This is a genomic window from Variovorax paradoxus (genome assembly GCF_022009635.1).
Lineage (GTDB): Bacteria > Pseudomonadota > Gammaproteobacteria > Burkholderiales > Burkholderiaceae_C > Variovorax.
In genome coordinates this window covers 2647934-2663957 of the sequence record NZ_CP091716.1, presented here as the reverse complement: position 1 = coordinate 2663957, position 16024 = coordinate 2647934, and the positions used below count along the sequence as shown (strand labels likewise).

Sequence of the window (16024 nt, the reverse complement as noted above, 5' to 3'; positions counted from 1 at the left end):
ATTCTAGGTCGGGGGTATGCGCCGGCCCAGCGACGCACGCGCTCAAACGCCGACGACCTTGCCGGGATTGAAGATGTCGTGCGGATCGAGCGCCTGCTTGACCGAGCGCATCAGCGCCACGCCGTGCTCGCCATGTTCCTCGGCCAGGTACTTCATCTTGTGCATGCCCACGCCGTGCTCCCCGGTGCAGGTGCCGCCGTGGCGCAGCGCGCGCTGCACCAGCCGGTGGCTGAAGGCCTCGGCGGCTTCGTTTTCTTCTGCGCTGTTCGGATCGACCAGCACCAGGCAATGAAAGTTGCCGTCGCCGACATGGCCGAACACCGGCGCGAGCAGCCCGTGCTCGGCAATGTCTGCCTGCGTCTCGTCGATGCACTGCGCCAGCGCCGACAGCGGCACGCAGGCGTCGGTCGTCAGGCTGCGGCTGCCCGCCTTCAGCTGCAGGCAGGCGAAGTAGGCGTGGTGGCGCGGCGTCCACAGGCGCGAGCGATCTTCCTGCCGGTTGGCCCACTGGAACTCCCCGCCGCCGTGGCCGGCCGCGATCTCGCGCACGATGCCGGCCTGCTCCTCGATCTGCGTGCGGCTCGCGCCGAACTCCAGGAACAGCGTGGGGCTCTCGCCGAGCGTGGTGTGGCTGTGCGCATTCACGGCGCGGATGGTCAGCGCATCCAGCATCTCGGCGCGCGCGAGCGGCACGCCCATCTGGATCGACTCGATCACGCAATCGACCGCCGCGCGCACAGACGGAAAGTTCACCGCCGCGGCGGCATACGCCTCGGGGTGCGGATGCAGCCGAACGGTAGCCTCGGTGATGAGCCCCAGCGTGCCCTCGGAGCCGCAATACAGCTGCGTGAGGTTGTAGCCCGCCGAACTCTTGCGCGCCCGCGAGGCGGTGCGCACCACGTTGCCGTCGGCGGTGATCACCGTGAGGCTCACGAGGTTGTCGCGCATCGTGCCGTAGCGCACGGTGTTGGTGCCCGACGCGGCCGTGGCCACCATGCCGCCGATGGACGCATCGGCACCGGGGTCGACCGAGAAGAAGAAGCCTGTGTCCTGCAGCGCCGCGTTCAGCTGCCCGCGCGTCACACCCGCTTCCACCGTGGCCGTGAGGTCGCCCGGACGGATCGCCAGCACTTTGTTCATGCGCGAGAAGTCGATGCACACGCCGCCCTGCACCGCCAGCAGGTGCCCCTCCACCGACGAGCCCACGCCGAAGCCGATGACCGGCACGCGCTCCTTCGCGCAGGCCCGGACCACGAAGGCCGCTTCCTCGGTGCTGCAGACGAACACGACCGCATCGGGCGGCTGCGGCGGGTAGGTCGATTCATCGGTGCCGTGCTGCTGCAGCACGGCGCGGCTGATGGAAAAGCGCTCCGCGAACTCGCGCTCCAGCAGCGCGAGCAATTCGGGCGACGGAGAACGTCGGGTGGAGGAACTCACGACCGTGTCCATGCCGGCTCCTTCAGGGCCGCGCCGAAGCGCTGCCGGGCTTGACGAACAACACCAGCACCGCGCCGGTCACCAGCAGCGCCGCGAGCATGTACAGCCCCGCATCGGTGCTGCGCGTCGCGTCCTTGATCAGGCCGATGAGAAACGGCGCGCTGAAGCCCGAGAGATTGCCGAAGGAGTTGATGAGCGCGATGCCCGCCGCGGCGGCGGCACCGCCCAGAAACGCCGTCGGCATGCCCCAGAAGACCGGAAAGGTCGACATGATGCCCATGGTGGCCAGCGTGAGGCCGGCCATCGCGAGCGTCGTGTTGCCGTGGAAGATCACGCTCAGCACCAGGCCGAGTGCGCCGACGACGGCCGCCAGTGCGCTGTGCCAGCGGTATTCGAGCCGGCGGTCGGCGCTGCGGGCCATGAAGTACATCGCGATCACGCCGAAGGTCCACGGAATGGCGCTGAGCAGCCCGATGTCGAGCGCGCCCGTCACGCCGATGGCCTTGATGATGCTCGGCAGCCAGAACGAGATGCCGTACAGCCCCGAGGTATAGGCGAAGTACACCAGCGCCAGCAGCCAGACGCGGCCGTTGCCCAGCACGCCGAGGATGCGCGGCTGCGCCTTCGCGGCGTCTTCCCTGGCGATGTCGCGCGCGATGAGCTCGCGCTCGGCGGGCGTGAGCCACTGCACGTCTTTCACGCGGTCGTCGAGGTAGCGCCACACGACCAGCCCCAGTGCCACGGTCGGCAGGCCCTGCAGCAGGAACAGCCATTGCCAGCCGGCCCAGCCGTGCACGCCGTTCATGCCCTGCAGGATCCAGCCCGAAAGCGGCCCGCCCAGGATGCCCGCGAACGGAATCGCCGCCAGGAACAGCGATGTCGCCTTGCCGCGACGCGCGGCCGGGTACCAGTAGGTCAGGTACATGATGATGCCGGGGAAGAAGCCCGCCTCGGCCGCGCCCAGCAGGAAGCGGATCACGTAGAACGACATCGGCGAGCTCACGAACATGGTGGCGGCCGACAGTACGCCCCAGGTGATCATGATGCGGGCGATCCAGCGGCGCGCACCCACGCGGTGCATCACCACGTTGCTCGGCACTTCGAACAGGAAGTAGCCGATGAAGAAGATGCCCGCGCCCAGCCCGTACACCGCCTCGCTGAACTGCAGGTCGCCCTGCATCTGCAGCTTGGCGAAGCCGACGTTCACGCGGTCCAGGTAGGCCACGATGTAGCAGAGAAAGAGCAGCGGAATCAGCCGCCAGCCGACCTTGCCGTAGACCGCGTCGGCGGTGCTGTCGAAGTGTCCGCCGTAGGGCTGGGCCGCGGTGGAGGTGGAACTCATGGGCGCTTCTCTCTTTCTTTGCTTCTGTCTGCGTTCGTGTTGCCTGCAGCCGATGGTCGCGGGCGCCCCAAGCATCGCCGCAGCGGGTTTACGCGCAAGATTCATATGGAATAAAGATCGGCGCATCTCCGAACGAGATTGCCCGTGCGATCATTTTCAGAACCTCACCTGCGCCTTCGCGTCTTCCCTCCATGCCTCCCTTCAACGCCGCCTACCGGCAGACCCTGCTCGCCGGCCGACTCACCCTGGGCCTGATGACGCCCGTGGCCCGTGCCAACGGCGCGATGGCCGACCCCGAGGCGGAGCGCGATATCGCCGCCCTCGCCGACCGGCTCGGCTTCGCCGCGCTGTGGACGCGCGACGTGCCGGTGATGGTGCCGCAGGGCGACGAGATCTCCGTGCTCGACGAGCCTTTCGCGTGGCTCACGATGCTGGCCGGCGCCACGCGACGCATCGCGCTGGGCACGGCAGCGGCGGTGCTGCCGCTGCGCCATCCGCTGCACGTGGCCAAGTCGGCGCTGTCGGTGAACCGGCTGTCGGGCGAGCGCTTCATCTTCGGGCTCGGCTCGGGCGACCGCGAGGCGGAGTTCGCCATCTTCAGGCAAGACATCGCGCTGCGCGGCGACGCCTTTCGCGAGCGCTGGAGCCTGGTGCGCTCGGCGCTCTCGCCCGACGCGGCCGGGCGCGCCGCGCTGCGCGAGGCCACCGGCGGCCACGACCTGATGGCACCGCCCGCAGAACGCATCGGCATGCTGGTGGTGGGCTCGGCGCGCCAGTCGCTGCAATGGACCGCCGCCCATGCCGACGGCTGGGCCACCTACCACCGCGACGAGGCCCGCCAGCAGGGCCGCATCGGCCTGTGGCAGACCGCGCTGCGCGAGCGCGCGGGCAGCGAGGCCAAGCCCTTCATCCAGTCGCTGCAGATCGACCTGCTCGAGAACCCGGCCGCGCCGGCCGAACCCATCGAACTCGGCCTGCGCACCGGGCGCGATGCGCTGGTGGCTTACCTCGACCGCATGGAAGACGCCGGTGTGGCGCATGTGCTGATGAACGTGGTGCGCGGCCCCCGGCCCGCCGCGGAGGTGGTCGACGAACTGGGGCGCGAGGTGCTGCCGCGGCTGCAAGGCCATGCGCGCACGCCGGCGGCCTGACCCGGGCAGAATCCGGCGCTTGCAGTTTCCGCGAACCCGAGGACACCACCCATGACCGATCTCTCCAGCTTCCCCATCACGAAGAAATGGCCCGCGCAGCACCCCGAGCGGCTGCAGCTGTATTCGCTGCCCACGCCCAACGGCGTGAAGGTGTCGATCATGCTGGAGGAAACCGGCCTGCCCTACGAGCCGCACCTCGTGAGCTTCGAGACCAATGACCAGATGTCGCCGGAGTTCCTCTCGCTCAACCCGAACAACAAGATTCCCGCCATCCTCGACCCCGATGGCCCTGGCGGCAAGCCGCTGGCGCTGTTCGAGTCGGGCGCGATCCTGGTGTACCTGGCCGAGAAGACCGGCAAGCTCATTCCGCAGGACGCCGCCGGCCGCTACCAGACCCTGCAGTGGGTCATGTTCCAGATGGGCGGCATCGGCCCGATGTTCGGCCAGCTCGGCTTCTTCAACAAGTTTGCCGGCAAGGACTACGAAGACAAGCGCCCGCGCGACCGCTACGTGGGCGAATCGAAGCGCCTGCTCGGCGTGCTCGACAAGCACCTCGCCAACCGCGAATGGATCATGGGCGACAGCTACACCATCGCAGACATCGCCACCTTCCCGTGGATCCGCAATCTGGTCGGCTTCTACGAGGCCGGCGAGCTCGTGGGCTTCAAGGACTTCGCGAACGTCGCGCGCGTGCTCGAAGCCTTCGTCGCAAGGCCTGCCGTCGTCAAGGGACTGGGCATTCCCAAGCGCGGCTGAAGCGGCCCGCGCGCTCCCGGTGGCTGGCTACACTGACAGCGTTAGCCTCAAGCCCCGGGATGAATCAGAACAATGCGACTCCAGCGCGACCAGATCATCGCGACAGCCCTCGTGCTGCTCGACGAGAACGGCCTCGACGGCCTCACGATGCGGGCGCTGGCCCAGGCGCTGCAGGTGCAGGCCCCTTCCCTCTACTGGCATTTCCCGAACAAGAAGGCGCTGATCGACGGCATGGCCGATGCGCTGGTCGAAAGCGTGGCGCGCAACCCCACCGAAGGCATGCCCTGGCAGGAGTGCGTGCGCACCGTGGGACAGGAACTGCGCCGGGGCCTGCTCTCGCACCGTGACGGCGCGCGGGTCTACGGCGGCACCTACGTCACCTCCGACAACACGCTGCGCGTGGGCGAGGCGATGGTCGGCCCGCTGCTGCGCGCGGGGGCGAGCCCCAAGCTGGCGGCCTGGGGTTCATTCAGCATGATGTATTACGTGCTGGGCTTCGTGATGGAAGAGCAGGCACTGGGCCCAGGCACCGGCATCGACGCGGTGGAGAACCAGGACGAACTGCTGGAGAAGACGAAGCAGCAGTTTCCTTCGGTCTTCGCCTGCGCCGAGGCGCTCTTCAACACCGACTTCGAAGAGCGTTTCGCGCTCGGCCTCGACGTGATCGTGGCCGGCCTGGCGAAGAAGATCGAGGCGGAGCCCGCGACGGCGAAGCCGAAGAAATGAAAGCCGGGCCCGCGCCCGCTCTTCAGTCCAGCCCGGTCTTGCCGGGCGCCCAGTAAGCCTTGGCCCTGATGCGCCTCGACTCCACGCCCTGTGCCTTGAGCGCACGGCTCATCTGCCTGATCGACGAGGCCTTGCCCGTCAGCACGTAGTGCGTGCTGCCGTCCATGGGCGGCACCATCGCGGACAGCAGCTCCAGCAGATGCGAGTCGTCGGTGCGGCGCTCCATCAGCGCCAACGGCCGGATGCCGAGCGCGTCCAGCACCCGCCGCGATTCGGCGATGGCACCCACTTCGAACACGGCGCGCACGCCCTGCGCGCTGGCGTCTCTTCCGCACAGCGATGCAGCCAGCCCGAACGAGGTCTCGTCGCCGAAGACGATCGTCGATGCCGCCAGCGGCTCCATCGCCAGCGAACGGCGCGGCCCGAAGACCTGCCGCTCGTCGCCCGGCCGCGCGCGGTGCACCCACTCGCTGCCCGGGCCCTCGCCATGCGCGAACGCCACGATGCGCGTGACGCCGCGCGCGGCATCCCAGCGCACGGGGGTGTAGGTGCGCATCTCCAGGCCGCCGCCGATCTTGATCTGCACCTTCTGGCCCGGCGACCAGCGATGGCTCTCGAACGCCACGCACTCAAGATCGATGAGCCGGAAGCGCGTCGCAAGGCTGGTGCTGGCGATGACGCGCACAGGGCGCAGAAACAGGCGGGTGAAAGCGCGTTCGACCAGGCCTGGCTGGTCGGCGTCGGCCACCGGCGTGTCGGAGACACCGGCAGGCCCTTGGAAATCAAAGGAGGAAGACATGAGGAACCCTCTGAACTTGGAGTGCAGCCACGGACAACCTAACAATGGTAGGTTGAACTTCATCATAAACTAACAACGTTAGTCTTTCATGAAGGCAGCCACCCCGCCGACAGGGCGACCATGCTGATGGGCTCGTCCGCTTCATGCAATCATCGGCCCCCACATGCCCGCAGCCGACGCCCTTCTCCCCCTGCCTTCGGGCGAAATCCATCTCTGGTTCTGCCGTCACGGCGAGTCCGGCGATCCCGCGCTGGAAGCGGCGTGCCGCGCGCTGCTGGAGCCCCATGAACTCGCGCGGACCGCACGCTTCCACTTCGCGCGCGACCGGCATCGCCACCTGCTGACGCGGGTGCTGGTACGCACGGCGCTCTCGCGCTATGCGCCGGTGCGGCCGCAGGACTGGCGGTTTGCGGAGGGCCCCTTCGGCCGCCCCCGCATTGGAGGCCCGATGACGCAGGCCATCCAAGGCCTGGATTTCAACCTGAGCCACACCGATGGGCTGATCGTGCTGGCGCTCGCGCGAAATCTCGAAATGGGTGTCGACGCGGAGCACCTCGGCCGCAACGCGTCGCTCGAGCTTGCCGACCACTTCTTCTCGCCGGCCGAGGCAAAGGCGCTGGCCGCGTTGCCGCCTTCAAGGCGAGCGCACCGCTTCTTCGAGTTGTGGACCTTGAAGGAGAGCTACATCAAGGCACGCGGCATGGGCCTGCAGATCCCGCTCGACAGCTTCGGCTTCGCGCTGGACGAGGCGGACGACCGCATCGGATTCGCGCTTTTCAGCAACGCGCATGGCGACGACGCGCCGCACCGGCATTTCTGGCAACTGAGGCCCACGCCCGAGCATCTCGTGGCCGTCTGCGCCGCCACCGGCGGCAACGGTGCCGGCATGCGGATCGTGTGCCGGGACATCGCACCGCTGCAGTGGGAGCTGCCCCTGGAAATCCACCCGGAGCGCAGCGGCGAATCGGCGGGCATCTAAAATCCCGCCCCTCTCCCCGACTCCGCACCCATGAACATCGTCGTCAACGAAGAACTCAAAGCCTATATCGACCCACTGACGCCGGAGGAGTACGAAGCACTGGAGCGAAGCATCCTGGCCGAGGGCTGCCGCGATGCGCTGGTGCTGTGGGGTGACGTGCTGGTCGACGGCCACAACCGCTACGGCATCTGCCAGAAGCACGGCCTGCCGTTCCAGACGGTGCAGAACACGCGCTTCAAGACCATCGACGACGTGCATCTCTGGATGATCGACCAGCACCTGGGCCGGCGCAGCATTTCGGACTTTTTGCGCGGCGTGCTCGCATTGCGCAAGAAAGACATCGTGGACGTGCAGCGCGCCCGTTCGGCTTCTGCCGCGCCGACATCGGCGGACGATCCTCCCTTCGATGTCGACTCGCCAACCGGCGCGAGTGCCGAAGACGGCGCCGTCCCGCTGCCCCCGCCAGCCCCGCTGAACAGCCGGGAAGCCATTGCCAGGGCCGCGCGGCTGAGCAGCAGTCAGGTCGTGATGATCGAGAAAATCCAGAAGCAGGCGGCGCCTGAACTGGTGGCGGCGGTGAAGTCGGGCGTGATTTCGATCAACACCGCCGCGGCAGTGGCCACCCTGCCGGCCGAAGAGCAGGTGTCCGCCGCGAACGCCGGCAAGGACGAACTCAAGCAGGCGGCAAAACGCGTGCGAGAGTCGAAAAAGAAACCGCGCGAGGAGCCCGCGGAAGCCGCGGCCGGCGACGATCAGTCATCGAGCGACGCCGACACGGTGCAGCTGCTGAAGGAGCGCGTCGTGCAGTTGACCGCCGAGAACGACGCCCTGCGCAAGCAGGTGGCCGAGCTGCAGGCGCGGCTCGGCCAGTAACCGGAGCGCGGTCAGGTTACAGCTGGATCTCGGTGATCTTCGCGCCCGAGAGCGAGACGCCGGCTTCCAGCCCCACGTTGGTCATCACGAAGCCCACCACCGGCTGGCGCAGCGTGTTGGTGTCGATGCTGCCGTTGGCACCGACGGTCGCGGCGGCCACGGTGGCGTCGGCGCCAGCCGTCCAGCCCTTGCTGTTGCGGAACTTGTCGAGCGCGGCCTGCGTGGTGAACACGTAGACCACCGCCTTCGATTGCGCGCCGGCCTGGAAGCCGAGCGAGCCCGAGGTCGTGCTGTAGTACGACTGGGTGCGCCCGTTCACGCGCAGCGCGCCACGGCCATATTCGGCGCCCACGCCCATGCTGGCCCCCACCACGGCGGGGAACACCAGCACACCGCTCGAGCGCGCGACCAGCTCGCGCGAGCCCTTCACGGAGTCATACAGCTTGGACAGCGAGGCGTCGACCTGTGCGTCGACCGAAGCGCGCGAGGACGCGCTGCTGGCCTGGTCCTGCGGCTTAGTGGTGGTGCAACCCACAAACGCGATGCTGCACAAGGCAACCGCGGACGAGACGGCGAGCGTGCGGAGATTCAGGGTGTTCATGGCGTCTTCCTTTGGAAAAAACATGGATCTGCGAAGAAATCACTGCCTCCCTCGGCAGGTGCGCCCATGCTAAATCCGCAAAACCGGGGCAAATCCGGCTTGAGGAATCGGCCTACGCGAAGACACGGCGTCGATGAACGACCGCTCGGTCGGCCGAAAACTTCGGCCGTAATGTTGTGTTTTTATTTGCAACAGGTGTTATATTTTTAGCGTCACACAGATTGATACAACCTTGGACTTCAGTTTGGCCGGCGCCCTCAGCGCTCCATCCATTGAAATTTTTCAAAGAGCCTAAGTTGCATTCAGATCGGCATATTCGCCCCATATTGGTGCCCTCCTTCGAGGCGCCCAACCGTCACGCACACCAGCCATGACGACCGCCGCCAACCCCGCGACCAAAGGCCAACGCGCCTTGCTGAGCTTCAGCGTCGAGGGGTTGCCGCCCCGGGAAGAGCTGCTCCTCAAGTCACTGGTCCGCCTGCTGGACCACCGCACCCACCAGCACTGGGCCTGGAAGGCCGGGCAGGCCGACCTCCGGGTGGTGGGCGGGCAAGCCTCCACCGCAACCGATGACCCGGCGGCGGCCGTGCCGGTCCTGGCCATCGGCCAGCCCGACCCGCAGCGCGGCGGCCATTTCCTGCCGCTGCCGCTGCATGCGGACGAGCTGGAGCACACGCTCAACCGGCTCGGCGCATTGGTCGTCCACGCACGCGGCCTGGGCCTTGCGGCGTCCGACGGCCATATCGCCGAAAACGAAGAATTCCGCCTGCTGCGCTGGCCGCCCGCCGCCCTGCTCGAGACGCCTGCGCGCGTTCGACTGGCCACGCTGATGACCGGCCGGCCGACTTCCCTGCTGCTGCTGCGGCAACGCTCGGGCCTCGCGCCGCAGGACTGCCTCGACTTCCTCGCCGACCTGCGCCGTGCCGAGCTGCTCGAAAGCGCTCGCCAGCCCGCGCCCCCGGCCATCGCGGTCGGCGCGGCGCCGATCATGCTGTCCACGCCGTCCGCGCCCGATTCGGTACTGCCGGTCGACAGCCGCCCGCAGGCCCTGGCGCGCGACACCGTGCAACCCGGCCTGCTGGCACGCATCCGCAGCCGCCTCGGCCTGCTCGCCACCGGGCACAAATGACCGTCGAACACAAGATCCTCTTCACCGGCACCATGGGCGCCGGCAAGACAACCGCCATCGGCGCCGTGAGCGAGATCCCCCCCGTCAGCACCGACGTGCGCAACAGCGACACCTCCGTGGCCAAGGCCACCACCACCGTCGGGCTGGACTACGGCGAACTCACGCTGGACAACGGCGAGAAGCTGCGCCTGTACGGCACGCCCGGCCAGATGCGCTTCGACTTCATGTGGCGCATCCTGGGGCGCGGCGCGCTCGGCCTGGTGATCCTGGTGGACAACAGCCGCCCCGATCCGCTGGCCGACCTGGACGTCTACCTCGACGGCTTTGCCGAACTGATCGCCAAGACCGCCTGCGTGGTCGCGGTGGGCCGCATGGAAGCGCATCCCAAGCCCGACATCGACGCCTTTGCGCAGCGCATGGAAGCCCGCGGCGTGCTGTGCCCGGTGCTGCCCGCCAACGTCACCGACGCGCGACAGGTCGTCGAGCTGCTGGAGCTGCTGCTGCTTCAACTCGAGACCTGAGCCCCTGTCTTCCCACTTCTGAGCACTCATGCAAATAACGCCAAGAATCAAGCTCGCCGCCGAATCCGCCATCGACACGCTGATGCGCGAGATCAAGGGCGTGAAAGCGGTGGTGATCTCGACCGAAGACGGCATGGAGCTGGCCGCGCGCGTGGAGAACACCGCGCAGGTGGCCCGCCTCTCGGCCATTGCCAGTTCGCTTGCGGCGCTGGGCGCCGTTGCGGGCGAGGAAAGCAACCTCGGCGCCTGCGACAACGTGACCATCGAAGCCACGCACGGCCACATCCTGATGCTGCAGGCGCGCCACCCGGAGATCGCGCTCATCGTGAGCGTCGTCACGGGCAAGGACGCCATCATCGGCCAGGTCCTCTACTTCGCGAAGCAGGCAACGCTGTCGCTGCAACAGGCCTGAGGGCCCCTGTCCGGCCGCATCGGTTCGACTCCGGCAGCCGCCCACCTCTTCGCCCGGGTGGCTGCCGACTTTCAGGGGCGAGGTACTAGGAAAGATTCCGATGGCAAATATCAAGCAATCCATGGACGACCTGATGACCTGCGACGGCGCGCTGTGCGCGGCGCTGGTCGACTCCAGCAGCGGCATGATCCTGGGCCAGATCGGCTCGGGCGTCGACCTGGAAGTGGCGGCGGCGGGCAACACCGAAGTGGTTCGCGCCAAGCTGCGCACCATGCGCGACCTGGGCTTGAACGACGTCATCGAGGACATCCTCATCACGCTGGGCAGGCAGTACCACATCATCCGGCCGATGCAGAAGAAGGAAGGGCTATTCGTCTACCTCGTGCTGGACAAGGCCAAGTCGAACCTCGCGCTGGCGCGACGCAAGACGCTGGACGTGGAGCAGAACATCGTCATCTGAGCGCGGCGCATGCATGCGCCGAACCACGCAATGTTCGCGCAATGCTGATTCATAGCATCGCAGGTCTGGCACGGGCGGCTCATTGCGGCTGCCCGACATCCGGCACCCGACCCGACCCTGCGAACTCCGATGACATTCGATCCTGCAAGGCTGCCGCGCTATTCAGCCGCGGGCGGCTCCCTGAGCCATTCGAACACCGCCGCCGCGCGCGCGCGAACCTCATACGCACCTGCGCCCGCGCCCCTCACGCGGCGCCTTGAACTGCTCGACGCGCTGCGCGGCTTCGCGCTCTTCGGCGTGCTGCTGGTCAACCTGCGCAGCTTCTCGCTGTACGAGTTCATTACCCAGTCGCAACGCGGCGCGCTACCCACCGCGGCATGGGACCGCGCCATCGCACTGGCGATGGAGCTGCTGGTCGACGCGAAGTCGATCACCCTGTTCACGCTGCTCTTCGGCGTCGGCTTCGCGATGCAGACCCGCCGGCTCGCGGACAAGGCCGACGGCACGCGCCTGTACGTGCGCCGCATGCTGGTGCTGCTGGCGATCGGCCTCGTGCACGCCTATCTCTTCTGGTGGGGCGACATCCTGCGCTACTACGCGGTGTTCGGCCTGCTGCTGCTCGCATTCACGAAGATGTCGACGCGCACGCTGACCGTGCTCGGCGTGTGCGTGGCGGTGGTGCTGCCCGTGTTGCTTCAGCCTGTGTTGCCGGGGCTGCTGCCGCAGCAACTCAGCAGGCCGCAGGCTTCGGCCGCCGCGTGGACGGCCTTCGTCAGCGGCGACTGGGCAACGATGCTGCAAGGCAACCTGACGCGCGACATCCGCATGCGAATCGCCGTGTGGTCGCTGCCGCTGTTCGTGTTCGGCCGGCTGCTGATCGGCATGGCGATCGGCCGCACGCGAGTACTGCAGGAATCGGTGGCGCACCGGCGGTTCTGGGTCCGGCTGCTGCGCGCCAGCTTCGGTGTGAGCGTGGTGGCGAGCGTGCTGCTGGTGCTGCGGGACTACAACAGCACGGGCGTGGTCGCCGTATGGCTGCAAGATGGCGCGGGGCTCGTCGCGACGCGCCTGCTGCGGGAAATCGCGCCGCTGGCACAGGGCGTGTTCTACATGGCGGGCTTCGTGCTGCTCTTCCAGCAGGCCGCGTGGCGCCACTGGCTGCGCAAGCTGGCACCGATGGGACGCATGGCACTGACCAACTACCTCGCGCAAACGCTGCTCGGCCTTGGCCTGTTCTACGGCATCGGACTGGGCCTGGGGCCGCAGTTCGGACTCGCGGGCGTCGCGCTCGCAGGTCTTGCGATCTTCGGGCTGCAGGCGCTGTTCAGTTGCTGGTGGCTGGGCCGCTTCCGCTTCGGGCCTGCTGAGTGGGTGTGGCGCAGTCTGGTCTACGGCAAGCCGCAGCCGATGCGGCTGTGCGCGACGGCCTGAGGCCGTTCGCCAATCGAGACCGCCGCCATCGAGGCGGCGATCGTCGATGCGTTGACGGGATATCTATCCCGGCGGGCGGACCTGTCAGGGAGGCGTGGCGTTGGTAATGCGGCCAACGCTTGGCGGCGTCAACGGGCTGCCGGCCTTGATGTAGGCCTCGAGAGCGTCCACGTCCTGGTCGCCGCCGAGCGCATTCGTGCCCTCGTTGAACGCTGTGAAGTTGTCACCGCCTGTGGCCAGGAAGCTGTTCATCGTGACACGGTAGGTGGCGGCATCGGCCATCGCGGTGCCGTTGAGTGCCATGTTGGTGATGCGCGATCCAGCGGGCTGGATGAGGTTGTAGGTGTAGGAGAAGCTGGCGGACGGCAGCAGCACCTTCGGCGTGGCGGTCGTGTTGGCACCGCTGTTGAACTGCTGCTCCAGCACTGCCCTAATCTGGGCGCCGGTCATCGTCTTCACTACCAGCCCGTTGCCGAAGGGCTGCACCGCGAAGATCTGGCCGTAGGTCACGCTGTTGTCGGCGGCAGGCACGAGGTCGGCGCGCACGCCGCCCGGATTCATGAAGGCGATCTGCGCGCCACCCTTGCCGGCGTCCTTGGTCGCGGCCAGTTGCGCGTCGGCGATCATGTTGCCCAGCACGTTTTCCTTCGATGGCGACTGCGTGCGATTGGCCGTGGCCGTGAGTTGCCCCACCACGCGCTGCACCAGCGGCGCAGCGATGCTGAGGTACTGGCTGATGAGCGCGGCCACCTGCTGGTTCTTGCCGAACACCGGGTACTGGTCGGTCACCGCATAGGTGGTGGCGCCGCTGGTGTACGCCTCGCCCTGCACGATCACGTTGTCGGCGGCCTTGGCCGTGACCTTGCGAGTGCGGGTGTCGATCGTCAGGTTGATGTCGGTGAGCAGCGTGCCGTACTGGCCGGCGCTGGTCAGCAGGAAGGGCTTGGCTGGGTTGGTCTTGCTGTAGTCGCACACATAGGAACGGTGCGTGTGACCCGAGATCACTACGTCGACCGCGGCATCGAGCTTGTTGAGGATCGGCAGGATGTCGCCGTTCAGGCCCGTGCAACTCTTGTCGTTGTAGCCCACGCCGGTGGTGCCACCCTCGTGGACCACGACCACGATGGCATCGGCTCCCTGCGCCTTCAGCTGCGGAATCAGCGCGTTGGCGGTGTCCGCCTCGTCCTTGAAGCTCAGGCCCGCGACGCCGGCTGGCGTCACGATGCTGGGCGTGCCCTTGAGCGTCATGCCGATGAACGCCACCTTGACCGTGGCGCCATCCTTGGTGAAAGTCTTCATGCCGGTGGCGGGAAACAGCGTGTTGCCGTCGCTCTTCACGGTGTTGGCCGCCAGGAAGCCGAAGTTCGCGCCCGGAAAGTTCTTGTTGACGCGGCACGGCTCGAGCGCGGTGTTCTTCGCGCAGCCGCCGTTCTTCATGCGCAGCAGCTCGGTCTGGCCCTTGTCGAACTCGTGGTTGCCGACCGCGTTGAAGTCGATCTTCATGGCGTTCACGGCTTCGATGGTCGACTCGTCGAGGAACAGCGCCGACACCAGCGGCGACGCGCCGATCATGTCGCCGGCCGACACCACCGCGTTGTTCGGGTTCTTCTCCTTGAGCGCGGCGATGGCCGAGGCCATGTAGGCAGCGCCGCCGGCGGGCACCGCCACCGTGCCGCCGCCCTTGGCGGGCGCTGAGATCGTCAGCTTCGGCGGCTCGAGGTTGCCGTGCAGGTCGTTGAAGGCAATGAGCTTGACGTCCACCGTGCCGGGCACGGCAGGTGCGGGAGCCGGAGGGTTGGACGCCGTGGGCGGGGGCAGCGGCAGGACGCTGTTCGAATTGTTGCTGCCGCCGCAGGCGGTCAGCGTGGCAAGAACGACGCTCGCCAAGGCGAGCTGTTTCAATGATGGTTGCATGGCACCTCTCCTCTGTTTTGAATGCAGCGGATGCTGGGCAAGGCGCATGACGGCGCCGTGAATCCCTTCGGTCTCGTTAAGGTTTCGAAATGAATCAGGGCAACTGAATCAAGCGAGCCGGAACGCCTGGGCCAAAGGCCGCTTGCAACAGCGACAGGGCCTGCGCGCTGCGCGCATCGGCGAGTGACTGCACCGCGAGCCGTGCCTCGGCAGGACGCCGCTGCAGGTGCCAGCCTTCCTGCCCTAAGCGGATGAGTTGCGCGAGCGCCGCCGGGTCGGCCACGACCAGTCCGGTGGGCGTGATGTCGAGCCAGTCGGTCACCTGATCGGTTTCGCCGCCCAGTCGCGCGGCCGCACCTTGCGCCAACGCTTGCTGCGTGGCCACGTCGCGCACCTTGCCCTGCAGCACGATGCCGCCGCCGTGCCAGCGGATTTCGAGCAGCGGTGCGGATGCGGCCTCGCTTGCGCCAACAGTTTTTTCGGTTGCGGGGTTCCACGCGACAAACACGACCGCTGCGGCAGCCAGCAGCCCGGCGGTCAGCACTGCGACGATACGAAGTGGCTTCATCGCACTTTCTCGACTCTTCTATCAACAAGAAAATTTGGAAAACGGGCGCGAGCGTGCCATGCGGCGCATGACGCCGATATGACCAGTTGTGCAAACGGCAGTCAGGCCTACAAGATTCGCCGCGCTGCGATGACCCCGCCGCGACGCAAGCGCTGTAAGCTGGCAAATCCGCCACCCTAGCCCGAGGAATGCCCACATGCCAGCGAACGCGAAAGTCACCGGAGATGTCGAATACAGGGCCGGCGACGGACCCTTGATCCTGATTCCCCAGGGGCCGATCGAGGTCCTGCTGGCGCCCGACAGCGCTGTGCTGAGCTGGGGCGACGGCGGTAGCGCCCAGACCACGGCGATTCCGATTGCCGAGTACCAGCGCTATCTGGACGAAGGCGTGATCGAGCCCGATTGAGCTAAGCCTATGTAAGGCAGCGCCCATGAGCGCTGCCTTTCGCGACCTTCAAGCGCCCTCCTCGCCGACGCGCCTTCTGTTGCGCGTCGCATCCCATCACCTGACCTCGTCCAAATCCGCAGAGAAGGCACATCTCCAAGGATTCAAGCAGAGCGTGCCCTGAACGGGCTTTCGTTCGACCGTGCTTTTCATTTCGGCCCCTGGATCTCCATGCGGCCCGCAACTGAAACAACAGTAAACAAAGACCGCTTACGCGGACTTTCGCCCCCTCCCCATCTCCTGGTACCGGCCTTTCATTCCGGGAAAACGGCCCGGAATGCTCAAGGCGCTTCTGATATGCCGTGAAGTTTTTCGCATCTACCTTTGAAATTGATCGCGTCAACTTTTCAGGGCATTTTCAAATAATTGCCATCAATTGCAATAAACATGCAATTAATAATCAGGGGCGCACACACAGCCTCCCAAATTTCGTGAACTTTTTCACGAACATTTAAAAATAAACACCCGAAAGAGCAATTC

17 protein-coding genes are annotated in these 16024 nt (G+C 66.7%); 11 read left to right on the top strand and 6 right to left on the bottom strand.

Annotation, left to right across the window (positions count from 1 at the left end):
- Positions 1–42 precede the first annotated feature (42 nt).
- Both L3V85_RS12335 and L3V85_RS12330 read right to left on the bottom strand, forming a co-directional pair.
- The gene (locus L3V85_RS12335; protein WP_237679487.1) at positions 43–1449 is read right to left on the bottom strand and encodes an FAD-binding oxidoreductase; all 1407 of its coding nucleotides are present in this window, start codon (positions 1447–1449) and stop codon (positions 43–45) included.
- 10 nt (positions 1450–1459) lie between these two features.
- Positions 1460–2779 (bottom strand): MFS transporter, encoded by a 1320-nt coding sequence (locus L3V85_RS12330; RefSeq protein WP_237679486.1) that lies wholly within the window; start codon positions 2777–2779, stop codon positions 1460–1462.
- Positions 2780–2970: 191 nt separating this feature from the next.
- Between L3V85_RS12330 and L3V85_RS12325 the strand changes: the two genes are divergently transcribed.
- The 3 genes from L3V85_RS12325 to L3V85_RS12315 all read left to right on the top strand — a co-directional run bounded on the left by L3V85_RS12325 (position 2971) and on the right by L3V85_RS12315 (position 5412).
- Positions 2971–3930: a TIGR03571 family LLM class oxidoreductase gene (locus L3V85_RS12325; protein ID WP_237679485.1), complete on the top strand. Its 960-nt coding sequence runs from the start codon at positions 2971–2973 to the stop codon at positions 3928–3930.
- A 51-nt stretch (positions 3931–3981) separates the two neighbouring features.
- Positions 3982–4686: a glutathione S-transferase N-terminal domain-containing protein gene (locus L3V85_RS12320; RefSeq protein WP_237679484.1), complete on the top strand. Its 705-nt coding sequence runs from the start codon at positions 3982–3984 to the stop codon at positions 4684–4686.
- A gap of 72 nt (positions 4687–4758) precedes the next feature.
- On the top strand, positions 4759–5412 hold the full coding sequence (locus tag L3V85_RS12315; protein WP_237679483.1) for a TetR/AcrR family transcriptional regulator C-terminal domain-containing protein: 654 nt from the start codon (positions 4759–4761) through the stop codon (positions 5410–5412).
- 22 nt (positions 5413–5434) lie between these two features.
- Here L3V85_RS12315 and L3V85_RS12310 read toward each other — a convergent pair whose 3' ends face one another.
- On the bottom strand, positions 5435–6211 hold the full coding sequence (locus L3V85_RS12310; protein ID WP_237679482.1) for a siderophore-interacting protein: 777 nt from the start codon (positions 6209–6211) through the stop codon (positions 5435–5437).
- A gap of 163 nt (positions 6212–6374) precedes the next feature.
- Here L3V85_RS12310 and L3V85_RS12305 point away from each other — a divergent pair, with 163 nt between their 5' ends.
- Both L3V85_RS12305 and L3V85_RS12300 read left to right on the top strand, forming a co-directional pair.
- Complete coding sequence (locus tag L3V85_RS12305) at positions 6375–7190, top strand: 4'-phosphopantetheinyl transferase family protein (protein WP_237679481.1); 816 nt, start codon at positions 6375–6377, stop codon at positions 7188–7190.
- A gap of 30 nt (positions 7191–7220) precedes the next feature.
- Positions 7221–8063, top strand: coding sequence for a plasmid replication/partition related protein (locus tag L3V85_RS12300; protein WP_237679480.1), 843 nt, complete (start codon positions 7221–7223; stop codon positions 8061–8063).
- 16 nt (positions 8064–8079) lie between these two features.
- On the opposite strand, the gene L3V85_RS12295 is transcribed toward L3V85_RS12300, so the two are convergent.
- On the bottom strand, positions 8080–8664 hold the full coding sequence (locus L3V85_RS12295) for a BPSL1445 family SYLF domain-containing lipoprotein (RefSeq protein WP_237679479.1): 585 nt from the start codon (positions 8662–8664) through the stop codon (positions 8080–8082).
- Between the two features lie 370 nt (positions 8665–9034).
- On the opposite strand from L3V85_RS12295, the gene L3V85_RS12290 reads away from it, so the two are divergent.
- The 5 genes from L3V85_RS12290 (at position 9035) to L3V85_RS12270 (ending at position 12617) form a co-directional block, all read left to right on the top strand.
- The gene (locus tag L3V85_RS12290) at positions 9035–9793 is read left to right on the top strand and encodes a hypothetical protein (RefSeq protein WP_237679478.1); all 759 of its coding nucleotides are present in this window, start codon (positions 9035–9037) and stop codon (positions 9791–9793) included.
- On the top strand, positions 9790–10314 hold the full coding sequence (locus tag L3V85_RS12285) for a GTP-binding protein (RefSeq protein WP_237679477.1): 525 nt from the start codon (positions 9790–9792) through the stop codon (positions 10312–10314). Before L3V85_RS12290 ends, L3V85_RS12285 begins: the two co-directional genes overlap by 4 nt.
- Positions 10315–10342: 28 nt before the next feature.
- Complete coding sequence (locus tag L3V85_RS12280; RefSeq protein WP_237679476.1) at positions 10343–10726, top strand: roadblock/LC7 domain-containing protein; 384 nt, start codon at positions 10343–10345, stop codon at positions 10724–10726.
- Between the two features lie 100 nt (positions 10727–10826).
- Entirely contained in the window at positions 10827–11186 is a 360-nt protein-coding gene (locus L3V85_RS12275; RefSeq protein WP_237679475.1) for a hypothetical protein, read from the top strand.
- 129 nt (positions 11187–11315) lie between these two features.
- Positions 11316–12617, top strand: coding sequence for a DUF418 domain-containing protein (locus L3V85_RS12270; protein ID WP_237679474.1), 1302 nt, complete (start codon positions 11316–11318; stop codon positions 12615–12617).
- An 84-nt stretch (positions 12618–12701) separates the two neighbouring features.
- On the opposite strand, the gene L3V85_RS12265 is transcribed toward L3V85_RS12270, so the two are convergent.
- Positions 12702–14531 carry a bifunctional metallophosphatase/5'-nucleotidase gene (locus tag L3V85_RS12265; RefSeq protein ID WP_237679473.1) on the bottom strand — a complete coding sequence of 610 codons (1830 nt, stop codon included), beginning with the start codon at positions 14529–14531 and terminating at the stop codon, positions 12702–12704.
- Positions 14532–14625: 94 nt separating this feature from the next.
- On the bottom strand, positions 14626–15099 hold the full coding sequence (locus L3V85_RS12260) for a hypothetical protein (RefSeq protein ID WP_237679472.1): 474 nt from the start codon (positions 15097–15099) through the stop codon (positions 14626–14628).
- Between the two features lie 196 nt (positions 15100–15295).
- On the opposite strand from L3V85_RS12260, the gene L3V85_RS12255 reads away from it, so the two are divergent.
- Positions 15296–15505, top strand: coding sequence for a hypothetical protein (locus tag L3V85_RS12255; RefSeq protein ID WP_237679471.1), 210 nt, complete (start codon positions 15296–15298; stop codon positions 15503–15505).
- Positions 15506–16024: the final 519 nt, after the last annotated feature.